The 18169-nt window shown below is 70.8% G+C and carries 14 protein-coding genes; 7 read left to right on the top strand and 7 right to left on the bottom strand.

The features are described 5' to 3' along the window. The gene (gene uvrA / locus QOL88_RS35990; protein WP_097222398.1) at positions 1 to 2511 is read left to right on the top strand and encodes an excinuclease ABC subunit UvrA; all 2511 of its coding nucleotides are present in this window, start codon (positions 1 to 3) and stop codon (positions 2509 to 2511) included. On the opposite strand, the gene QOL88_RS35985 is transcribed toward uvrA, so the two are convergent. The 7 genes from QOL88_RS35985 to QOL88_RS35955 all read right to left on the bottom strand — a co-directional run bounded on the left by QOL88_RS35985 (position 2508) and on the right by QOL88_RS35955 (position 10099). Next, the gene (locus tag QOL88_RS35985; protein ID WP_030845243.1) at positions 2508 to 3533 is read right to left on the bottom strand and encodes a LacI family DNA-binding transcriptional regulator; all 1026 of its coding nucleotides are present in this window, start codon (positions 3531 to 3533) and stop codon (positions 2508 to 2510) included. The two genes, uvrA and QOL88_RS35985, sit on opposite strands and share 4 nt — an antisense overlap. A gap of 85 nt (positions 3534 to 3618) precedes the next feature. Continuing rightward, complete coding sequence (locus QOL88_RS35980; RefSeq protein WP_097222397.1) at positions 3619 to 5043, bottom strand: BNR repeat-containing protein; 1425 nt, start codon at positions 5041 to 5043, stop codon at positions 3619 to 3621. A gap of 16 nt (positions 5044 to 5059) precedes the next feature. Further along, complete coding sequence (locus QOL88_RS35975; RefSeq protein WP_097222396.1) at positions 5060 to 5380, bottom strand: L-rhamnose mutarotase; 321 nt, start codon at positions 5378 to 5380, stop codon at positions 5060 to 5062. A 17-nt stretch (positions 5381 to 5397) separates the two neighbouring features. Beyond that, the gene (gene rhaS / locus QOL88_RS35970; RefSeq protein WP_097222395.1) at positions 5398 to 6480 is read right to left on the bottom strand and encodes a rhamnose ABC transporter substrate-binding protein; all 1083 of its coding nucleotides are present in this window, start codon (positions 6478 to 6480) and stop codon (positions 5398 to 5400) included. Positions 6481 to 6559: 79 nt separating this feature from the next. Further along, complete coding sequence (locus tag QOL88_RS35965) at positions 6560 to 7552, bottom strand: ABC transporter permease (RefSeq protein WP_097222394.1); 993 nt, start codon at positions 7550 to 7552, stop codon at positions 6560 to 6562. Continuing rightward, on the bottom strand, positions 7545 to 8585 hold the full coding sequence (locus tag QOL88_RS35960) for an ABC transporter permease (protein ID WP_097222393.1): 1041 nt from the start codon (positions 8583 to 8585) through the stop codon (positions 7545 to 7547). The genes QOL88_RS35965 and QOL88_RS35960 overlap by 8 nt, the downstream gene beginning before the upstream one ends. After that, complete coding sequence (locus tag QOL88_RS35955; protein WP_097222392.1) at positions 8582 to 10099, bottom strand: sugar ABC transporter ATP-binding protein; 1518 nt, start codon at positions 10097 to 10099, stop codon at positions 8582 to 8584. The genes QOL88_RS35960 and QOL88_RS35955 overlap by 4 nt, the downstream gene beginning before the upstream one ends. A 261-nt stretch (positions 10100 to 10360) precedes the next feature. On the opposite strand from QOL88_RS35955, the gene rhaI reads away from it, so the two are divergent. From rhaI to QOL88_RS35925, 6 genes are all read left to right on the top strand, one after another. Further along, a complete protein-coding gene (rhaI, locus tag QOL88_RS35950; protein ID WP_097222391.1) occupies positions 10361 to 11521 on the top strand; it encodes an L-rhamnose isomerase in 1161 nt (386 codons plus the stop codon). 115 nt (positions 11522 to 11636) lie between these two features. Next, the gene (locus QOL88_RS35945; protein WP_097222390.1) at positions 11637 to 13676 is read left to right on the top strand and encodes a bifunctional aldolase/short-chain dehydrogenase; all 2040 of its coding nucleotides are present in this window, start codon (positions 11637 to 11639) and stop codon (positions 13674 to 13676) included. Further along, on the top strand, positions 13673 to 15136 hold the full coding sequence (locus QOL88_RS35940) for a rhamnulokinase (RefSeq protein WP_097222389.1): 1464 nt from the start codon (positions 13673 to 13675) through the stop codon (positions 15134 to 15136). Before QOL88_RS35945 ends, QOL88_RS35940 begins: the two co-directional genes overlap by 4 nt. Before the next feature lie 70 nt (positions 15137 to 15206). Then, entirely contained in the window at positions 15207 to 15962 is a 756-nt protein-coding gene (locus QOL88_RS35935) for a (Fe-S)-binding protein (protein ID WP_097222388.1), read from the top strand. Continuing rightward, a complete protein-coding gene (locus QOL88_RS35930; protein WP_097222387.1) occupies positions 15959 to 17437 on the top strand; it encodes a LutB/LldF family L-lactate oxidation iron-sulfur protein in 1479 nt (492 codons plus the stop codon). Before QOL88_RS35935 ends, QOL88_RS35930 begins: the two co-directional genes overlap by 4 nt. Continuing rightward, positions 17434 to 18069 (top strand): LutC/YkgG family protein, encoded by a 636-nt coding sequence (locus QOL88_RS35925; RefSeq protein ID WP_097222386.1) that lies wholly within the window; start codon positions 17434 to 17436, stop codon positions 18067 to 18069. Before QOL88_RS35930 ends, QOL88_RS35925 begins: the two co-directional genes overlap by 4 nt. Positions 18070 to 18169: the final 100 nt, after the last annotated feature.

Raw genomic sequence — 18169 nt, 5'->3', positions numbered from 1 at the left:
GTGAACAAGGACGCGACCGACCCCTTCGTGCATGTCCGGGGTGCCGGTGAGAACAACCTGCGGAACATCGATGTCGACGTTCCGCGGGACGCGATGGTCGCCTTCACCGGCGTCTCCGGTTCGGGCAAGTCCTCGCTTGCGTTCGGCACGCTCTACGCGGAGGCCCAGCGGCGCTACTTCGAGTCCGTAGCACCGTACGCCCGAAGGCTGTTGCACCAGGTCGGCGCACCGCACGTGCAGGAAATCACCGGACTGCCACCGGCCGTGGCCCTTCAGCAGCGACGCGGGTCGCCCAGCTCGCGCTCGACGGTCGGCACCATCACCACGCTGTCCAATCTGCTGCGCATGCTGTACTCCCGCGCCGGCACCTATCCGCCCGGGGCCGCACGGCTGGAAGCCGAGTCGTTCTCACCCAACACCGCGGCCGGCGCCTGCCCGGAGTGCCACGGACTGGGCGTCGTGCACGATGTCGCCGAGGACCTGCTCGTCCCGGACCCCTCGCTGAGCATCCGCGACGGCGCGATCGCCGCCTGGCCGGGCGCCTGGCAGGGCGCCAACCTGCGCAGTGTCGTGAACGGCCTGGGGATCGACATCGACCGGCCGTGGCGCAGGCTCAGGAAGAAGGACCGGGACTGGCTGCTGTACACGGACGAGCAGCCCTCCGTGTACATCGAGCCGGAGGAGGACCGCGTCGACTACGGCTACCAGGGCACATTCTGGAGCGCCCGCAAGCACGTCATGCACGTCCTCGCCGACTCCAAGAGCGAGAAGATGCGTGAACGGGCGCTCCGGTTCGTCAGGAGTGTGCCCTGCCCCGAGTGTCACGGCAGCGGACTGCGGCCCGAGGCGCTCGCCGTGACCTTCGCCGGAGGTTCCATCGCCGAGATCAACGCGATGCCGCTCACCGAGGTGGTGGCGCTGCTGCGGCCCGTCGCCGGGCGGTCCGAGGCCGACGCCACCACGTCGACCGCCCGCTCCGGGGAGACGACCGAGGTCGCGGTCCGGATCTGCGGCGATCTGGTCGCGCGGATCGACGTACTGCTCGACCTGGGCCTCGGATATCTCAGCCTCGGCCGCCGCTCGACGACCCTGTCGCCCGGCGAGGCGCAGCGCCTGCGAATCGCCACCCAACTGCGCTCGGGGCTGTTCGGCGTCGTCTACGTCCTCGACGAACCCTCCGCGGGCCTGCACCCGGCTGACGCGGAACCGCTGCTGGACGTGCTGGACCGCCTCAAGGCGGCGGGCAACTCGCTGTTCGTCGTGGAGCACGACATGGACGTCGTACGCCGGGCGGACTGGGTGGTCGACATCGGCCCCGGCGCGGGCGAGGGCGGCGGACGCGTGCTGTACAGCGGCCCGGTCGCCGGTCTTGAGCGGGTCGGGGAGTCGGCCACGGGCCAGTACCTGTTCGGGCGCGCGCAGCCGCTCGATCACCGCCCGCGCACCCCGCACGGCTGGCTGCACCTGAGCGGCGTCTCCCGCCACAATCTGCACGACGTGTCCGTCGACGTACCGCTCTGCGTACTGACGGCGGTGACGGGCGTGTCCGGTTCCGGAAAGTCGACGCTGGTGACACAGGTGCTCGCCGAGGTCGTCCGCGGCCACCTCGGACTCGTACCCGAGGAGCCCGACGAGGCGCAGCTGGAGGTCGATGTCCAGGACGCGTCGGGGGTCGAGTCGTTCGACCGGCTGGTCCTGGTCGACCAACGGCCCATCGGCCGAACCCCCCGGTCCAACCTGGCCACGTACACAGGGCTGTTCGACGCGGTGCGCAAGCTGTACGCGGCTACGGACGAGGCCAGGGCGCGCGGGTACTCGGCCGGGCGGTTCTCCTTCAACGTGCCCGAAGGGCGGTGCGAGACCTGCCAGGGCGAGGGATTCGTCGCGGTGGAACTGCTGTTCCTGCCCGGCACCTACGCGCCGTGCCCGACCTGCCGGGGCGCCCGGTACAACGCCGAAACGCTGGAAGTCACCTACCGCGGCAAGAACATCGCGGAAGTGCTGGCGCTGTCCGTCGACGCCGCCGCCACGTTCCTGTCCGCCGTCCGGGCCGCCTTCCGCAGTCTGGAGACGTTGCGCGAGGTGGGACTGGGGTACCTGCGCCTGGGCCAGCCCGCGACGGAACTCAGCGGTGGTGAGGCGCAGCGCATCAAACTGGCCACCGAACTGCAGCGAGCCCGGCGTGGGCACGCGCTCTACCTGCTCGACGAGCCGACGGCGGGGCTGCACCCCTCGGACATCGCGCTGCTGCTGCGACAGCTGCACCGGCTCGTCGACGCCGGCAACACGGTCGTCCTCGTCGAGCACGACCTGGACACGATCGCCACCGCCGACTGGGTCATCGACCTCGGTCCGGGCGGCGGCGACGCGGGTGGGCGGGTGGTCGCGGCGGGCCCGCCGGCCAAGGTGGCGAGGACCCGCCGCAGCGCCACCGCGCCCTATCTCGCGGCCCGGCTCGCGCGCTCACGTCGAGCACCGGGTGTCAACAACGCTCGTGATCAATACACCTAGCGGGCGGAGAGGCTGGAGCGGCGGACCACCAGCTCGGGCTGGAGGACGACCCTGCGGTGCTCGTGTGCGCGCGCCGCGCCGTCTTCCTCCGTCTCCTCCAGGAGCAGGTCGGCGGCCATGGCTCCCATGGTGACGGCGGGCTGCCGCACCGAGGTGAGCGGGACGGCCGCGGCGGCGGCGAACTCGATGTCGTCGTAGCCGACGATGGCGAGGTCGTCGGGGACGCCGACGCCGGCCGCGTACATGGCTTGCAGGACGCCGAGGGCGAGCAGGTCGTTGGCGCAGAACACGGCGGTGGGCCGGTCGGCGAGGCCGAGCAGTCGGGCCCCGGCGTCGCGGCCGGCGGCGACGTCCAGCCGTTCGGTGGGCAGCTCGCGCAGCGCGTCGGGGCCGAGTCCGGCCTCGGCGAGCGCCTCCAGGGCGCCGGTGCGGCGGTCGCGGACCTGGTTCAGGCCGGGCGGGCCGCTGACGTAGGCGAGGGAGCGGTGCCCGGCGTCGACGAGGTGGCGTACCGCGAGGGCGCCGCCCGCCACGTCGTCGACGGAGACGGAGCACTCGGTGGTGCCCTCGGCGACCCGGTCGACCAGGACGAACGGGATGTTGTGCCGGCGGAACGCCTCGATGTTGCGGCCGGTGGCGTCGGCCGGGGTGAGCAGCACGCCGCGCACCCGCTGCTCGGCGAAGAGCGACAGGTACTCGGCCTCCTCGCCCGGGTTCTGGGCGCTGTTGCAGACCATCACGCCGAGTCCGGCCCGGCGGGCGGCACGCTCGGCGCCGCGCGCCACGTCGACGAAGAAGGGGTTGCCCATGTCGAGGACGAGCAGCCCCATGATGCGGCTGCGGCCCGCGCGCAGCTGGCGGGCGGACTCGCTGCGGACGTAGCCGAGCCGGTCTATCGCGGACAGCACCCGGGCCCGGGTCTCGGTCGCGACCGTGTCCGGGCGGTTGATCACGTTCGAGACCGTGCCGACGGAGACTCCGGCGACGCGGGCGACGTCCTTGATACCCACCGACTGGGCCATCGGGCAGGGACCTCCAGAGGGGAGACGAGGGGGCGGCCGGGGCGGCCTCACATTACCGGCATGCCGCCCCGGGAACCGGATGCGGTCAGGCGGGCAGGCGGAAGTCCGTCACGTGCAGCGCCGAGGGCGTCGTACCGCTGGACTTCTCCTGGTACATGAACGACAGGACCCCGTCCTGCGCGACCCGCGTCTCGTCGATGACGACCTCGCCGAAGGCGTTGAGTCCGCTGCCGTCGAAGAGGATCCTCCAGTCCGTGTACCCGGAGGCGGCGGAGGCCGCGGCGATCCTTCCGAAGGGGAAGACCGCGTACGCGTTGTCGTACGTGTCCAGGATCAGCTTGGTGCGCTGGCTGGAGTTCAGCGGGACCGGTATCTCGGTCTTCTGCCAGCTGCCGGAGGCGTTCTTGCGGACGTGGAAGGCACGGCCGCCCGCGGTCCGGTCCGCCACGTAGTTCGTGGTGCACTGGCCGAAGCGGCCGGGCACGTAGGAGATGATCGCGTGCGGCCGGCCCGCGGAGTCGGTGAACTGGCTCTCCTGGTTCATCAGGGAGTGGTCCGGATTGAGCGGGTCGATCACCAGACCGGCGTCGGTCACGGACACCTTGTCGGAGCCGCCCGTCACACCCACGACGGTCCCGGCGTTGTTGCGCCAGGTGCGGCCGCGGTCGTCGGAGTAGACGTAGCCGGTGTCGTGATTGGTGATGCCGCCGCCGTTGCACATCACGGCGCCGTTCTGCTCGCGCCAGGTGAAGAACGAGTGCAGCCGGCCGTTGCGGTCGTAGTCGATGCCGTGCAGGTACATGTTGCGGGCCGTCGAGGAGCCGTGCTCGCTGGTGTACGTGCCCGTCGAGGCGGACCACTCGCCGAGATTGGTCCACTTGGTGCCGTCGTACTCGGCGAGGGCGTTGCGGCCGTTGCCGGAGACGGCGACGCGGTAGCTCAGCTGGAGCTTGCCGTCGGGCGTCGACACGAACTGCGGATAGGTGAACTGCGAGGTGAGCGCCACCCCGTCCAGGGTCGACTGGGGCGCCTCGAAGCGGCTGGCGGTCCAGCTCAGCCCGCCGGGGTTGTCCATGAGGCCGGCGACGGACTTGACGTAGGTGAAGCCGTCGCTGTGGGAGTCCATGTTGAGGTGCAGCCGGCCGTCGATCTTGGAGACGCCCATGGAGATCACGTTGTGGGAGTCGCTGGCCTTGAGCGTGTGCCCGACCTTCACAGTGGACCAGGTGCTCCCGCCGAGGACGCGGCGGCCGACGACGGCGCCCCGGTCGGCGGTGTACCAGACGGCGTACTGGTAGCCCTTGTAGGTCAGCAGGCCGTTCTTCTGGAAGGCGTTGTTGTTGACCAGCCCGTCGTAGGACACGAAGAAGATCGCCCGGCTGTCGAGCGTGGTCGTGCCGGTGCGGGTGACCGAGGGGCCGGGGTCGGCGGCCCGCGCGGTGCCGGAGGCGAGGGCGGGGGTCACCACTGCTCCCGCGAGGGCGGCGGCCAGCAAGGTACGTCTGTGCATCTCGTGGACTCCATCGTCATGCGAGGTGGAACACTTCGGTGAGCGGTTTCATGGCCTCGTCGGGCCGGGCGCCGTCCAGCGACTCGAAGAACGGCGCCATCTCCGCCTGCCAGCGGGCGTTGACGTCGGTGGCTTCCATGGCGGCCTGGGCGGCGGCGAAGTCCTCGGTCTCGAGGTAGCCGACGAGCAGTCCGTCCTCGCGCAGGAAGAGCGAGTAGTTGTGCCAGCCGGTCTCCGAGAGTGCCTTCAGCATGTCGGGCCATACCGCGGCATGCCGCTCGCGGTACTCGTCGAGGCGCTCCGCCCGGACCTTCAGCAGGAAGCACACGCGCTGCATCAACGACCTCCCAAGGTCTAGAAGTTGAACTGGTCGATGTTCTTCGCGTCGAACACGGTCGGCTTGCCGAGGCTGATCACGCCGTCCTTGCCGATGGTGTACTCGCCCATGGAGCCGGCCTTGAAGGTCTCGCCCTCCTTGCCGGTGATCTGCCCGGAGGACAGGGCGACGGCGGTGCGGGCGGCCAGCTCGCCGAGCTTGGCCGGGTCCCACAGCTCGAACGCCTCGACGGTGCCGTTCTTGACGTACTTGCGCATGTCGTTCGGGGTGCCGAGGCCGGTCAGCTTGACCTTGCCCTTGTACTTGGAGCCCGACAGGTACTGGGCGGCGGCCTTGATGCCGACCGTGGTCGGGGAGATGATCCCCTTGAGGTTCGGGTACTCCTGGAGCAGGCCCTGGGTCTGCTGGAAGGACTGCTGGGCGTCGTCGTTGCCGTACGCGGTCTTCACCAGCTTCATGTTCTTGTACTCGGGCTTCTTCAGCTCGTCCTTCATGAAGTCGATCCAGGTGTTCTGGTTCGTCGCGGTCTGCGCGGCGGACAGGATCGCGATCTCGCCCTTGTAGTCGATCTGCTTGGCGAGCAGCTGCACCTCGGTACGGCCCAGGTCCTCGGCGGAGGCCTGCGAGACGAAGGCGTTGCGGCAGTCGGGCGTGGTGTCGGAGTCGTAGGTGACGACCTTGATGTCGTTCTTCATGGCCTGCTTGAGCGCGGTGCACAGCGCCCCCGGGTCCTGCGCGGACACGGCCATCGCGTCGACCTGCTGCTGGGTGAGCGTGTTGACGTAGGAGACCTGCCCGGCGGTGTCGGTGGCGCTGGACGGCCCGACCTCCTTGTAGCTGGACCCCAGCTCCTTCAGCGCCTTCTCGCCGCCCTTGTCGGCGCTGGTGAAGTACGGGTTGTTGACCTGCTTGGGCAGGAACCCGACGGTGAGGCCCTTCTTGGTGGCCGCGTTCGGGTCGGCCTTGCCGGCGGTGGCGGCGCTGCCGCCCTCGTTCGCGACGTCCTTCTTGGTGGTGCCCCCGCAGGCGGTGAGCGCGAGCGCGAGGGAGGTGGCGGTGGCGAGGGCCGCGCAGCTGCGGCGGAGAGTCGACCTACGCATGACGGTTTCCTTTGAACGAGGTTGAGGGACGCGTCCCTTCAGGGGCGCGGGGAACTGCGCGACCAGCCACACAGGCGGGTCAGCCGGACGATTGAGCACGCGCTACGGCGATTTGCCGCGCCACCCGGGGTCCGAGCACGGAGAGCACGAGCAACACACCCGTCACGACGATCTGCGACTGCGCCGAGACATCCTGGAGACTCATCACGTTCTGCAACGCCCCCAGCAGGAACACTCCAGCGATCGCCCCGCCCAACGTGCCCTTGCCGCCGTCGAAGTCGATGCCGCCGAGCAACACGGCGGCCACGACGGACAGTTCGAGGCCGGTGGCGTTGTCGTAGCGGGCGCTGGCATAGTGCAGCGCCCAGAAGATGCCGGTCAGGGAGGCCATGAGACCGGTCAGCGTGAACAGGATCAGCTTCTGCCGCTTGACCCGGACGCCGGCGAAGCGGGCCGCCTCCTCGCTCGCGCCGATCGCGAACAGCGACCGCCCGAACGGTGTGGCGTGCAGCGCGACCACGGCGATGGCGAGCAGGACGAGGAACGGCAGGAAGGCGTACGGGATGAACGTGTCGCCGATCCGCCCGGCCGCGAAGTCCAGGTACTGCGTGGGGAAGTCGGTCACCGCGTCGGAGCCGAGCACGATCTGCGCGATGCCCCGGTAGGCGGCGAGGGTGCCGATGGTCACGGCGAGGGACGGCAGCCCCAGCCGGGTCACCAGCAGCCCGTTGACCAGTCCGCACACGACACCGAGCAGCAGGCAGACCGGGATGATCGTCTCGATGGTCATGCCCTGGTTCCACAGGGCGCCCATCACGGCGCCGGACAGTCCGGCCGTGGAGGCGACCGACAGGTCGATCTCACCGGAGACGACCAGCAGCGTCATCGGCAGGGCGATCAGCGCGATCGGCAGCGTGTTGCCGATCAGGAACGACAGGTTGAGCGCGTTGCCGAACCCGTCGACGAACCCGAAGGAGAACAGCAGGACCACGACGAGGAGTGTGCCGACGGCGGAATCCCACCTTTTCAAGGCGGACCAGCGGACCGCTCGGCTCAGGGATATGTCAGCCATGGCGGGCGTTCCTCTTCTTCAGGGCGAAGGCCACGCGCAGCGCGACCACCCGGTCGACCGCGATCGCGAGGATGAGCAGGATGCCGTTGATCGCGAGCACCCATACGGAGCTGACGCCGAGGGCGGGCAGCACGCTGTTGATGGAGGTCAGCAGCAGCGCGCCGAGGGCGGCGCCGTAGACGCTGCCGGAGCCGCCGGTGAAGACGACGCCGCCGACCACGACCGCGCTGACGACGGTCAGTTCGTAGCCGGTGCCGGTGCCGGAGTCGACGTTGCCGAAGCGGGCGAGGTACATCGCGCCGGCGAGTCCGGCGAGGGCGCCGCAGAAGGTGTACGCGGCGAGGATCCGCTTGCGGACGGGGATGCCGGCGAGGCGAGCGGCCTCGGGGTTGGAGCCGAGGGCGTACAGCTCGCGGCCGCTGGCGAAGTGCCTGAGGTAGTAGGCGGTGGCGATGAGGACCGCCAGCGCGATCAGTGCCAGGTACGGCACCGCGGAGATGCCGCCGGAGCCGAAGTCGACGAATCCGCCGGGCAGATCGGCCGCGGTGATCTGCCGGGAGCCCACCCAGATGGAGTCGATGCCGCGGATGATGTAGAGCGTGCCGAGGGTGACGACGAGCGCGGGCACCTGGCCGAGGCTGACGAGCAGTCCGTTGAGCAGTCCGAAGCCGATGCCGAGCAGGACCGCCAGGGCGATCGCCACGACGGCGTCGCCCCCGCCCTGGAGATACGTGCCGGCGGCGAACGCGCTGATGCCGAGGGTGGATCCGACGGACAGGTCGACGTTGCGGGTGATGACGACGAGGGACTGGCCGGTGGCGACCAGGACCAGGATCGTCGCGTTCAGCAGCAGGTCCTTGATGCCCTGCTCGGACAGGAACTCGCTGTTGCCCGCCTGGGTGACGCCGATCATCACCAGGAAGACGAGCAGGATGGCGAGTTCGCGCATCTTGAAGACGCGGTCGACCAGCCGGGTGCCGCTCGACTTGGGCACGTCGGCCACGGGGGCTTCTTGCGGGGTGACGACCGTCATGCGGCGACCCTCCCGGTGGCTGCGGCCATCACGGTTTCCTCGGTGGCGTCGGAGCGGGGGATCTCGGCGGTGAGGCGGCCCTCGTGCATCACCAGCACGCGGTCGGCCATGCCGAGGATCTCGGGCAGGTCGGAGGAGATCATCAGGACGGCCACGCCGTCGGCGGCCAGTTGCGACAGCAGCCGGTGCACCTCGGCCTTGGTGCCGACGTCGATGCCGCGGGTCGGCTCGTCGACGATCAGCACCTTCGGACTGGTGGCCAGCCACTTGGCGAGCACGACCTTCTGCTGGTTGCCGCCGGAGAGGGTGTTGACGGTGTCGGCGATCCGGGCGTACTTGACCTGGAGCTTGACGGCCCAGTCGAGGGAGCGGCTGTGCTCGGCGCCGCGGTCCATCAGCCCCGCCTTCACGGTCGTACGAAGCCCGGTAAGCCCGATGTTCCGCTCGATGGACATGTCCATCACCAGGCCCTGGGCGCGCCGGTCCTCCGGGACCAGGGCGACTCCGGCGGCCATGGCGGCGGAGGGCGCGCCGTTGACCAGGGACGTGCCGTGGACCAAGACCTCGCCGGCGTCCCGGCGGTCGATGCCGAACACCGCACGGGCGACCTCGGTGCGCCCGGCGCCGACGAGCCCGGCCAGGCCGACGATCTCGCCGTGCCGGACCTCGAAGGAGACGTCGGTGAAGACCCCCTCGCGGGTCAGCCGGCGCACGCTCAGGGCGACTTCGCCCGGCGTCACGTCCTGCTTGGGGTAGAGCTCGTCGAGGTCGCGGCCGACCATGCGGCGCACCAGGTCGTCCTCGGTCATGCCCTCCAGGGGCTCACTGGCGATCCAGGCGCCGTCGCGCAGGGTGGTGACCCGGCGGCAGATCTCGAAGATCTCCTCCAGCCGGTGGGAGATGAACAGCACGGCGGCGCCCTGGTCGCGCAGGGTGCGGACGACGCCGAAGAGGCGGGCGACCTCGCTGCCGGTGAGGGCGGCGGTCGGCTCGTCCATGATCAGGACGCGGGCGTCGAAGGAGAGCGCCTTGGCGATCTCGACGATCTGCTGGTCGGCGATGGACAGACCGCGTGCGGGCCGGTCGGGCTCGAGTTCGACACCGAGGCGCTTCATCAGGGCGGCGGTCGCGTTGTGGGTGGCCTTGTGGTCGATCCGGCCGAGGGCGCGGCGCGGCTGGCGGCCCATGTAGATGTTCTCGGCGATCGACAGGTCGGGGAAGAGCGTGGGCTCCTGGTAGATCACGGCGATGCCGGCGTCGCGGGCGTCGCCGGGTCCGTGGAAGGCGACGGGAGCACCGTCGAGCAGCACCTGGCCGGCGTCCGGGCGGTGCACTCCGGCGAGCGTCTTGATGAGGGTGGACTTGCCGGCACCGTTCTCACCGGCGAGTGCGTGCACCTCCCCGGGGAACAGCTCCAGGGAGACGTCCCGCAGTGCGCGGACCGCGCCGAAGGACTTGGAGACGTCCCTCAGCGCGAGAACCGGGGCCGGACCCGTGGTGGACGGGTGGGTCATGAGGGCTCCTCGACGACGCCGGCGGGTCGGCCCTCTCGGCGTCGTGAAAGGTTTCAACTGGGTTGCCGGGACGTTAGGCGGGTCGCGCATGTCACGTCAATGGGTTCCGGTCGAAAAAGTTTCGAGGACAGAAGGTCACGCATGGGTCACGGGAAACCGTCTCGGCCGCGGGGGTTGACACCCCTTCGGGGGGCCCATAACTTCGCGTCCTGAATCGTTTCATTCAGTGGTCGTCACGACCCGATGTCACAGGAGCCTGACGTGACCGAGCTCGCCGCGGCGAAGGCCGCTCTCAAGACACAGGCCGTCGAGACGCCGTCGTGGGCCTACGGGAACTCGGGCACGCGGTTCAAGGTGTTCGCGCAGCAGGGGGTGCCGCGCACTCCGTTCGAGAAGCTGGACGACGCGGCGAAGGTGCACGAGTTCACCGGCGTCGCCCCGACCGTGGCCCTGCACATTCCGTGGGACAAGGTCGACGACTACGCGGCGCTGGCCAAGCACGCCGAACAGCGGGGCGTGAAGCTCGGGGCGATCAACTCCAACACCTTCCAGGACGACGACTACAAGCTCGGGAGCATCTGCCACCCGGAGGCCTCCGTACGGCGCAAGGCCGTGGATCATCTGCTGGAGTGCGTCGACATCATGGACGCGACGGGCTCGGCGGACCTGAAGCTGTGGTTCGCCGACGGGACGAACTATCCCGGGCAGGACGACATCCGGGGGCGGCAGGACCGGCTGGCCGAGGGGCTCGCCGAGGTCTACGAGCGGCTCGGGGACGGGCAGCGGATGCTGCTGGAGTACAAGTTCTTCGAGCCGGCGTTCTACACGACGGATGTGCCGGACTGGGGTACCGCCTACGCCCACTGCCTGAAGCTCGGACCCAAGGCGCAGGTCGTCGTCGACACGGGGCATCACGCGCCGGGGACGAACATCGAGTTCATCGTGGCGACGCTGTTGCGTGAGGGCAAGCTCGGCGGGTTCGACTTCAACTCGCGGTTCTACGCGGACGACGACCTGATGGTCGGGGCGGCGGATCCGTTCCAGCTGTTCCGGATCATGTACGAGGTGATCTGGGGCGGGGGATTCACGCCCGACGTCGCCTTCATGCTCGACCAGTGTCACAACATCGAGGCGAAGATCCCGGCGATCATCCGGTCGGTGATGAACGTGCAGGAGGCGACGGCGAAGGCACTGCTGGTCGACGGTGACGCGTTGCGGGCGGCGCAGCGCGGTGGTGATGTGCTGGAGGCCAATGCCGTGCTGATGGATGCGTACAACACGGATGTGCGGCCGTTGCTGCGCGAGGTGCGGGAGGAACTGGGGCTGGACCCCGACCCGGTCTCGGCGTACCGGCGGTCCGGGTGGGGCGAGCGGATTGTTGCCGAGCGGGTTGGTGGGCAGCAGGCGGGGTGGGGTGCGTAAGCGTCTGCCGAGATTTGCTGTCTGCGGGGTGCGGGTTGTCTGAGGCTGATCGCGCAGTTCCCCGCGCCCCTAAAAGCGAGACCTTCCACCTCCTCTTTCTCGAAAAGGAACTGGCATGGCTGTTCATCCCGAAGCCGCCGCTCTGCTCGCCCGGTCGCACCGGCTCGGGGCCGATCCCCGGAACACGAACTACGCGGGGGGCAACGCCTCCGCCAAGGGCACCGAGACCGACCCGGTCACCGGCGGTGACGTCGAGCTGATGTGGGTCAAGGGGTCCGGTGGTGATCTCGGGACGCTGACCGAGGCCGGGCTCGCCGTGCTGCGGCTGGACCGGATGCGGGCGCTCGTGGACGTGTACCCGGGTGTCGAGCGCGAGGACGAGATGGTCGCCGCGTTCGACTACTGCCTGCACGGGAAGGGCGGGGCCGCTCCGTCCATCGACACCGCCATGCACGGGCTGGTCGAGGCCGCGCACGTCGATCATCTGCACCCGGACTCGGGGATCGCGCTCGCGTGTGCCGCCGACGGGGAGAAGCTGACCGCCGAGTGCTTCGGGGACAGCGTGGTGTGGGTGCCGTGGCGGCGGCCCGGTTTCCAGCTGGGGCTGGACATCGCCGCCGTGAAGGAGGCCAATCCGCAGGCCATCGGGTGCGTGCTCGGCGGGCACGGGATCACCGCCTGGGGTGACACCTCCGAGGAGTGCGAGCGGAACTCGCTGCACATCATCCGGACCGCGGAGACGTTCCTCGCCGAGCGGGGCAGGGCCGAGCCCTTCGGGCCGGTGATCGAGGGGTACGCCGCGCTGAGTGCCGTCGAGCGGCGGGAGCGGGCCGCCGCGCTCGCCCCGTACATGCGCGCCCTCGCCTCGCGGGACCGGCCCCAGGTCGGGCACTTCGACGACTCCGAGGTCGTGCTCGACTTCCTCGCGAGCGCGGAGCACCCGCGGCTCGCCGCGCTCGGCACGTCCTGCCCGGACCACTTCCTGCGGACCAAGGTCCGGCCACTGGTGCTGGACCTGCCGCCGAGTGCCCCGCTCGACGAGGCGATCGCCCGGCTGAAGGAGCTGCACGCCCAGTACCGCGAGGAGTACGCCGCCTACTACGAGCGGCACGCCGAGCCCGACTCCCCCGCCATGCGCGGCGCCGACCCGGCGATCGTGCTGGTGCCGGGCGTGGGCATGTTCTCCTTCGGCAAGGACAAGCAGACCGCCCGGGTGGCCGGCGAGTTCTACGTCAACGCCATCAACGTGATGCGCGGGGCCGAGGCCGTGTCCACGTATGCGCCGATCGAGGAGTCCGAGAAGTTCCGGATCGAGTACTGGGCGCTGGAGGAGGCCAAGCTCCAGCGGATGCCGAAGCCCAAGGCGCTGGCGACCCGGGTGGCCCTGGTGACGGGGGCCGGCAGCGGCATCGGGAAGGCCATCGCGCACCGGCTCGTGGCCGAGGGGGCGTGCGTGGTCGTCGCCGACCTCGACGCGCAGAACGCCGAGGCCGTGGCCGAGGAGCTGGGCGGCCCCGACAAGGCCGTCGCCGTGACGGTGGACGTCACCTCCGAGGAGCAGATCGCCGAGGCGTTCCGGGCGGCCGTGCTGGCCTTCGGCGGAGTCGACCTCGTCGTCAACAACGCGGGCATCTCGATCTCCAAGCCGCTGCTGGAGACCTCCGCCAAGGACTGGGACCTCCAGCACGACATCATGGCGCGCGGCTCCTTCCTCGTGTCGCGGGAAGCGGCCCGGGTGATGATCGCCCAGGAGCTGGGCGGCGACATCGTCTACATCGCCTCGAAGAACGCCGTGTTCGCCGGTCCCAACAACATCGCCTACTCCGCCACCAAGGCCGACCAGGCCCACCAGGTGCGGCTGCTCGCCGCCGAGCTGGGCGAGCACGGCATCCGGGTCAACGGGATCAACCCGGACGGTGTGGTGCGCGGCTCGGGCATCTTCGCCGGCGGGTGGGGCGCCAAGCGGGCCGCCGTGTACGGGGTGGAGGAGGAGAAGCTGGGTGAGTTCTACGCCCAGCGGACCATCCTCAAGCGCGAGGTGCTCCCGGAGCACGTCGCCAATGCCGTCTTCGCGCTGACCGGCGGGGACCTCACCCACACGACCGGTCTGCACATCCCGGTCGACGCGGGCGTCGCGGCCGCCTTCCTGCGATGAGCGCGACCGTGAAGTCCTACGCCGCGGTCGACCTGGGCGCGTCCAGCGGGCGCGTCATGGTCGGCCGCGTCGGCCCCGACTCGCTGGAGCTGAGCGAGGCGCACCGCTTCCCCAACCGGCCCGTCCGGGTGCCCGAGGGGCTGCGGTGGGACGTGCTCGGGCTGTACGCCGGGGTGCTGGACGGCCTGAAGGCGGCCGGTGCCCACTGCGGTGGACGGCTCGACTCCGTCGGCATCGACAGCTGGGCCGTGGACTACGGGCTGCTGGACGCGGACGGGGCGCTGCTCGGCCATCCCGTGCACTACCGCGACTCCCGGACGGAGGGCGTCGCGGAGAAGGTGTGGGCGACCGTGCCCGCGGCGGAGCTGTACGCCGCGACCGGGTTGCAGTACGCGCCCTTCAACACCCTCTACCAGCTGACCGCCGCGCGATCGACGGCTCAGCTCGCCCAGGCCCGGCGGCTGTTGCTGGTGCCGGACCTGCTCACGTACTGGCTGACCGGCGAGCAGGGCACCGAGCTGACCAACGCGTCCACGACGCAGTTGATCGATCCCCGCACCCGTGACTGGGCGTACGGCATCGCCTCCCGGCTCGGCATCGACCTGGACCTGTTCGCGCGGTTGCGGCAACCCGGCGATCCGGCCGGGCTGCTGCGCGGCGAGGTGCTGGAGGAGACCGGGCTCGCCGGTCCGGTGCCGGTGACGGCCGTGGGGTCGCACGACACCGCTTCGGCGGTCGCGGCCGTTCCGGCGTCGGGCGAGCGGTTCGCCTACATCTGCACGGGCACCTGGTCGCTGGCCGGCCTGGAGCTGGACGCGCCGGTGCTGACCGAGGAGAGCCGGGCCGCCAACTTCACCAACGAGCTGGGACTGGACGGCACGGTCCGCTACCTGCGGAACATCATGGGGCTGTGGCTGCTCCAGGAGTGCGTGCGGGCCTGGGGCGAGACGGACCTGGGCGCGCTGCTGCTGGAGGCGTCCAAGGCTCCGGCGCTGCGGTCGGTGGTGGACGCGGGTGACGCGGCGTTCCTGGCGCCCGGGCGGATGCCGGAGCGGATCGCCGAGGCGTGCCGGGCCTCGGGGCAGCCGGTGCCCGAGTCTCCGGCCGAGGTGACGCGCTGCATCCTCGACTCCCTCGCTCTCGCGCACCGCAAGGCCGTCTCGGACGCCCAGCGGCTCGCGGGGCACGCGGTCGACGTGGTGCACGTGGTCGGGGGCGGGACGCGCAACGCGCTGCTGTGCCAGCTGACCGCCGACGCGTGCGGGCTGCCGGTCGTGGCGGGGCCGACCGAGGCCGCCGCGCTGGGCAACGTCCTCGTCCAGGCGCGGGCGCACGGGCTGGTCGGTGACCTGGCCGGAATGCGGCGGCTGCTCGTGAACACACAGCCGCTCACGCGGTACGAGCCCCGGGGCGGGACCGAGAGGTGGCACGCCGCGCAGGACCGGCTCGCCGGGGAGTGACGGGGTCTCCCCCCGGCCTTGTCCCCCTACTACGCTGCACTCATCCGATGATCGACCACAAGGAGCCGCGATGCGTGTCGCCCTGTTCCTGACCTGCGTCAACGACACGCTGTATCCGGACACCGGGCGCGCCGTGGTGAAACTGCTGACCAGGCTGGGTGTCGACGTCGACTTCCCGAGCGGGCAGACCTGCTGCGGGCAGGCGCACTACAACACCGGCTACCGCCACGAGGCCGAGCCGCTCGCCCGGCATTTCTCCGATGTCTTCGGCTCGTACGAGGCGATCGTGACGCCGTCCGGGTCGTGCGGGGCGATGGTGCGGGAGCTGTATCCGCGGATGGGCGAGCGGGCCCGGGCCGAGGGGCGCGGGGACAGCCTCGCGGCCACCCTGGCGCCGGTGGTGCCCAAGACGTACGAGCTGACCGAGTTCCTGGTCGATGTGCTGGGTGTGACGGACGTCGGGGCGTACTACCCGCACAAGGTGACCTACCACCCGACCTGCCACGGGCTGCGCGGACTCGGGCTCGGTGAGCGGCCGCGGCGGCTGCTGCGGGCGGTGAAGGGCCTGGAGCTCGCCGAGCTGCCGGGGGCCGACGAGTGCTGCGGGTTCGGCGGCACCTTCGCGCTGAAGAACGCCGACGTCTCGGCGGCGATGGGCGCGGACAAGGTGCGCAACGCCGAGTCGACGGGTGCCGAGGTGCTGTGCGCGGCCGACAACTCCTGTCTGATGCACATCGGCGGGACGATGGCCCGGCTGCGCACCGGCATGCGGCCGGTGCACATCGCGGAGATCCTGGCGAGCACGGAGGAGGAACCGGCCGTATGAGCGGGACGTATCTCGGTATGCCGGCGTTTCCGGAGGCCGCGCGGGAGGCCGTGGGGAACGCGACCCTGCGCGGCAATCTGCGGCACGCCACGCACACCATCCGCGCCAAGCGGGCGAAGGCGGTGTCGGAGGTGTCCGACTGGGCCGAGCTGCGCGAGGCGGGCAAGCGCATCAAGGACCACACGCTGCGCCACCTCGACCGCTACCTCGTGCAGTTGGAGGAGTCGGTCACGGCCGCGGGCGGCGTCGTGCACTGGGCCGCCGACGCGGACGAGGCCAACGAGATCGTCACGCAGCTCGTGAAGATGACCGGCGAGTCCGAGGTCGTCAAGGTCAAGTCGATGGCCACGCAGGAGATCGGGCTCAACGAGGCGCTGGAGGCCGAGGGCATCCGCGCCTACGAGACCGATCTCGCCGAGCTGATCGTGCAGTTGGGCAAGGACCGGCCCTCGCACATCCTCGTCCCGGCCATCCACCGCAACCGGGGCGAGATCCGGGACATCTTCACCCGGGAGATGAGCGAGTGGGGCCGCCCCGCCCCCGAGGGCCTGACCGACACACCGGCCGAACTCGCCGAGGCCGCCCGCCTGCACCTGCGGGAGAAGTTCCTGCGGGCCAAGGTCGGCATCTCCGGCGCCAACTTCATGGTCGCCGAGACGGGCACGCTCGTGGTCGTCGAGTCCGAGGGCAACGGCCGGATGTGCCTGACCCTGCCCGAGACGCTGATCTCGGTCGTCGGCATCGAGAAGATCGTGCCGGCGTGGCAGGACCTGGAGGTGTTCCTGCAGACCCTCCCCCGCTCCTCCACGGCCGAGCGCATGAACCCCTACACCTCGACGTGGACCGGCACCACGGACGAGGACGGTCCGCAGAACTTCCATCTGGTGCTGCTGGACAACGGCCGCACCGACACCCTCGCCGACGAGGTCGGCCGGCAGGCGCTGCGCTGCATCCGCTGCTCGGCGTGTCTCAATGTGTGCCCGGTCTACGAGCGGGCCGGAGGGCACGCCTACGGGTCGGTGTACCCGGGGCCGATCGGCGCGATCCTCAGCCCCCAACTGCGGGGCACGGGCAGCGAGATCGACGCCTCGCTGCCGTACGCGTCGTCGCTGTGCGGGGCGTGCTACGAGGTGTGCCCGGTCGCCATCGACATCCCCGAGGTGCTGGTGCACCTGCGGGAGCGGGTCGTCCAGGGCGGCGAGGTCACCAGCGGGGGCAACAAGGTGGTGCTGCGGCCCGCCAAGGGGCATGCCGCCGAGCGGGCGGCGATGCGCGCGGCCCGCTGGGCGTTCCTGCACCCGGGCGCGCTGCGCACGGGCCAGCGGGCCGCCTCCCGGACGCGTCGCTTCCATCCCCGGACGCTGCCCGGCCCCGGTCGGGCCTGGAGCGGGACCCGGGAGCTGCCGCCGGTGCCCGCCGAGCCGTTCCGGGACTGGTGGCAGCGCACGCGCGGCGGGAAGGACGGGGACAGGTGAACAGCAGGGAACGGATCCTGGGGCGGGTACGGCGCGCGCTGGCGGACGCACCGGCCGACGAGACACCCCTCTCGCGGGACTACCTCCGCGAGCACGGGCAGCGGACCGTCGCGCAGACGGTGGATCTGCTCGCCGAGAACCTGGCGGACTACCGGGCGCTCGTGCACCGCACGGACTCCGGCGGGCTGGCCCGGCTGATCGCGGCGCTGCTGGAGAAGCGCGGGGCGGCTTCGGTGCTGGTGCCGCCCGGACTGGACGAGGGGTGGCTGGCGGCGACCGGGGCGACGCGGGTGGCGGACCGGGCCGGGAGCACCTCGGGCGAACTGGACCGGGTGGACAGTGTGGTGACGGCCTGCGCGGTCGCCATCGCCGAGACCGGCACCATCGTGCTGGACGGCTCGCCCGACCAGGGCCGGCGCCGGATCACCCTCGTCCCGGACCACCACATCTGTGTGGTGCGGGTGCCGGACCAGGTGGTCTCCTCCGTGCCACAGGGACTCGAACGCCTCGACCCCGCGCGCCCGTTGACGTGGATCTCCGGGCCGTCGGCGACCAGCGACATCGAGCTGGACCGGGTCGAGGGGGTGCACGGTCCGCGCACGCTGGAGGTGATCCTGGTCTGCGAGGACTGATCCAGGGGCTCAGGGCAGGATCGAGTCGGCGTAGCCGCCGTCCACCCGAAGGGCGCCGCCCGTGGCTCGGCGACCGGCTCGGGCACCGGCCCGGCCCGGC

Source organism: Streptomyces sp. Ag82_O1-12 (assembly GCF_900182715.1).
GTDB lineage: Bacteria > Actinomycetota > Actinomycetes > Streptomycetales > Streptomycetaceae > Streptomyces > Streptomyces massasporeus.
Note: the sequence above shows the minus strand (reverse complement) of the source record. Positions and strands in the feature narration are given on the sequence as shown.

Bases quoted from the DNA above. Each gene is read 5' to 3' on its own strand.
- QOL88_RS35945 (WP_097222390.1), top strand. From the start codon at position 11,637: ATGGCTGTTCATCCCGAAGCCGCCGCTCTGCTCGCCCGGTCGCACCGG.
- QOL88_RS35975 (WP_097222396.1), bottom strand. From the start codon at position 5,380: ATGCAGCGCGTGTGCTTCCTGCTGAAGGTCCGGGCGGAGCGCCTCGAC.
- QOL88_RS35935 (WP_097222388.1), top strand. From the start codon at position 15,207: ATGCGTGTCGCCCTGTTCCTGACCTGCGTCAACGACACGCTGTATCCG.
- QOL88_RS35930 (WP_097222387.1), top strand. From the start codon at position 15,959: ATGAGCGGGACGTATCTCGGTATGCCGGCGTTTCCGGAGGCCGCGCGG.
- QOL88_RS35940 (WP_097222389.1), top strand. From the start codon at position 13,673: ATGAGCGCGACCGTGAAGTCCTACGCCGCGGTCGACCTGGGCGCGTCC.
- QOL88_RS35955 (WP_097222392.1), bottom strand. From the start codon at position 10,099: ATGACCCACCCGTCCACCACGGGTCCGGCCCCGGTTCTCGCGCTGAGG.
- QOL88_RS35985 (WP_030845243.1), bottom strand. From the start codon at position 3,533: ATGGCCCAGTCGGTGGGTATCAAGGACGTCGCCCGCGTCGCCGGAGTC.
- rhaS (WP_097222395.1), bottom strand. From the start codon at position 6,480: ATGCGTAGGTCGACTCTCCGCCGCAGCTGCGCGGCCCTCGCCACCGCC.
- QOL88_RS35980 (WP_097222397.1), bottom strand. From the start codon at position 5,043: ATGCACAGACGTACCTTGCTGGCCGCCGCCCTCGCGGGAGCAGTGGTG.
- QOL88_RS35965 (WP_097222394.1), bottom strand. From the start codon at position 7,552: ATGGCTGACATATCCCTGAGCCGAGCGGTCCGCTGGTCCGCCTTGAAA.
- QOL88_RS35960 (WP_097222393.1), bottom strand. From the start codon at position 8,585: ATGACGGTCGTCACCCCGCAAGAAGCCCCCGTGGCCGACGTGCCCAAG.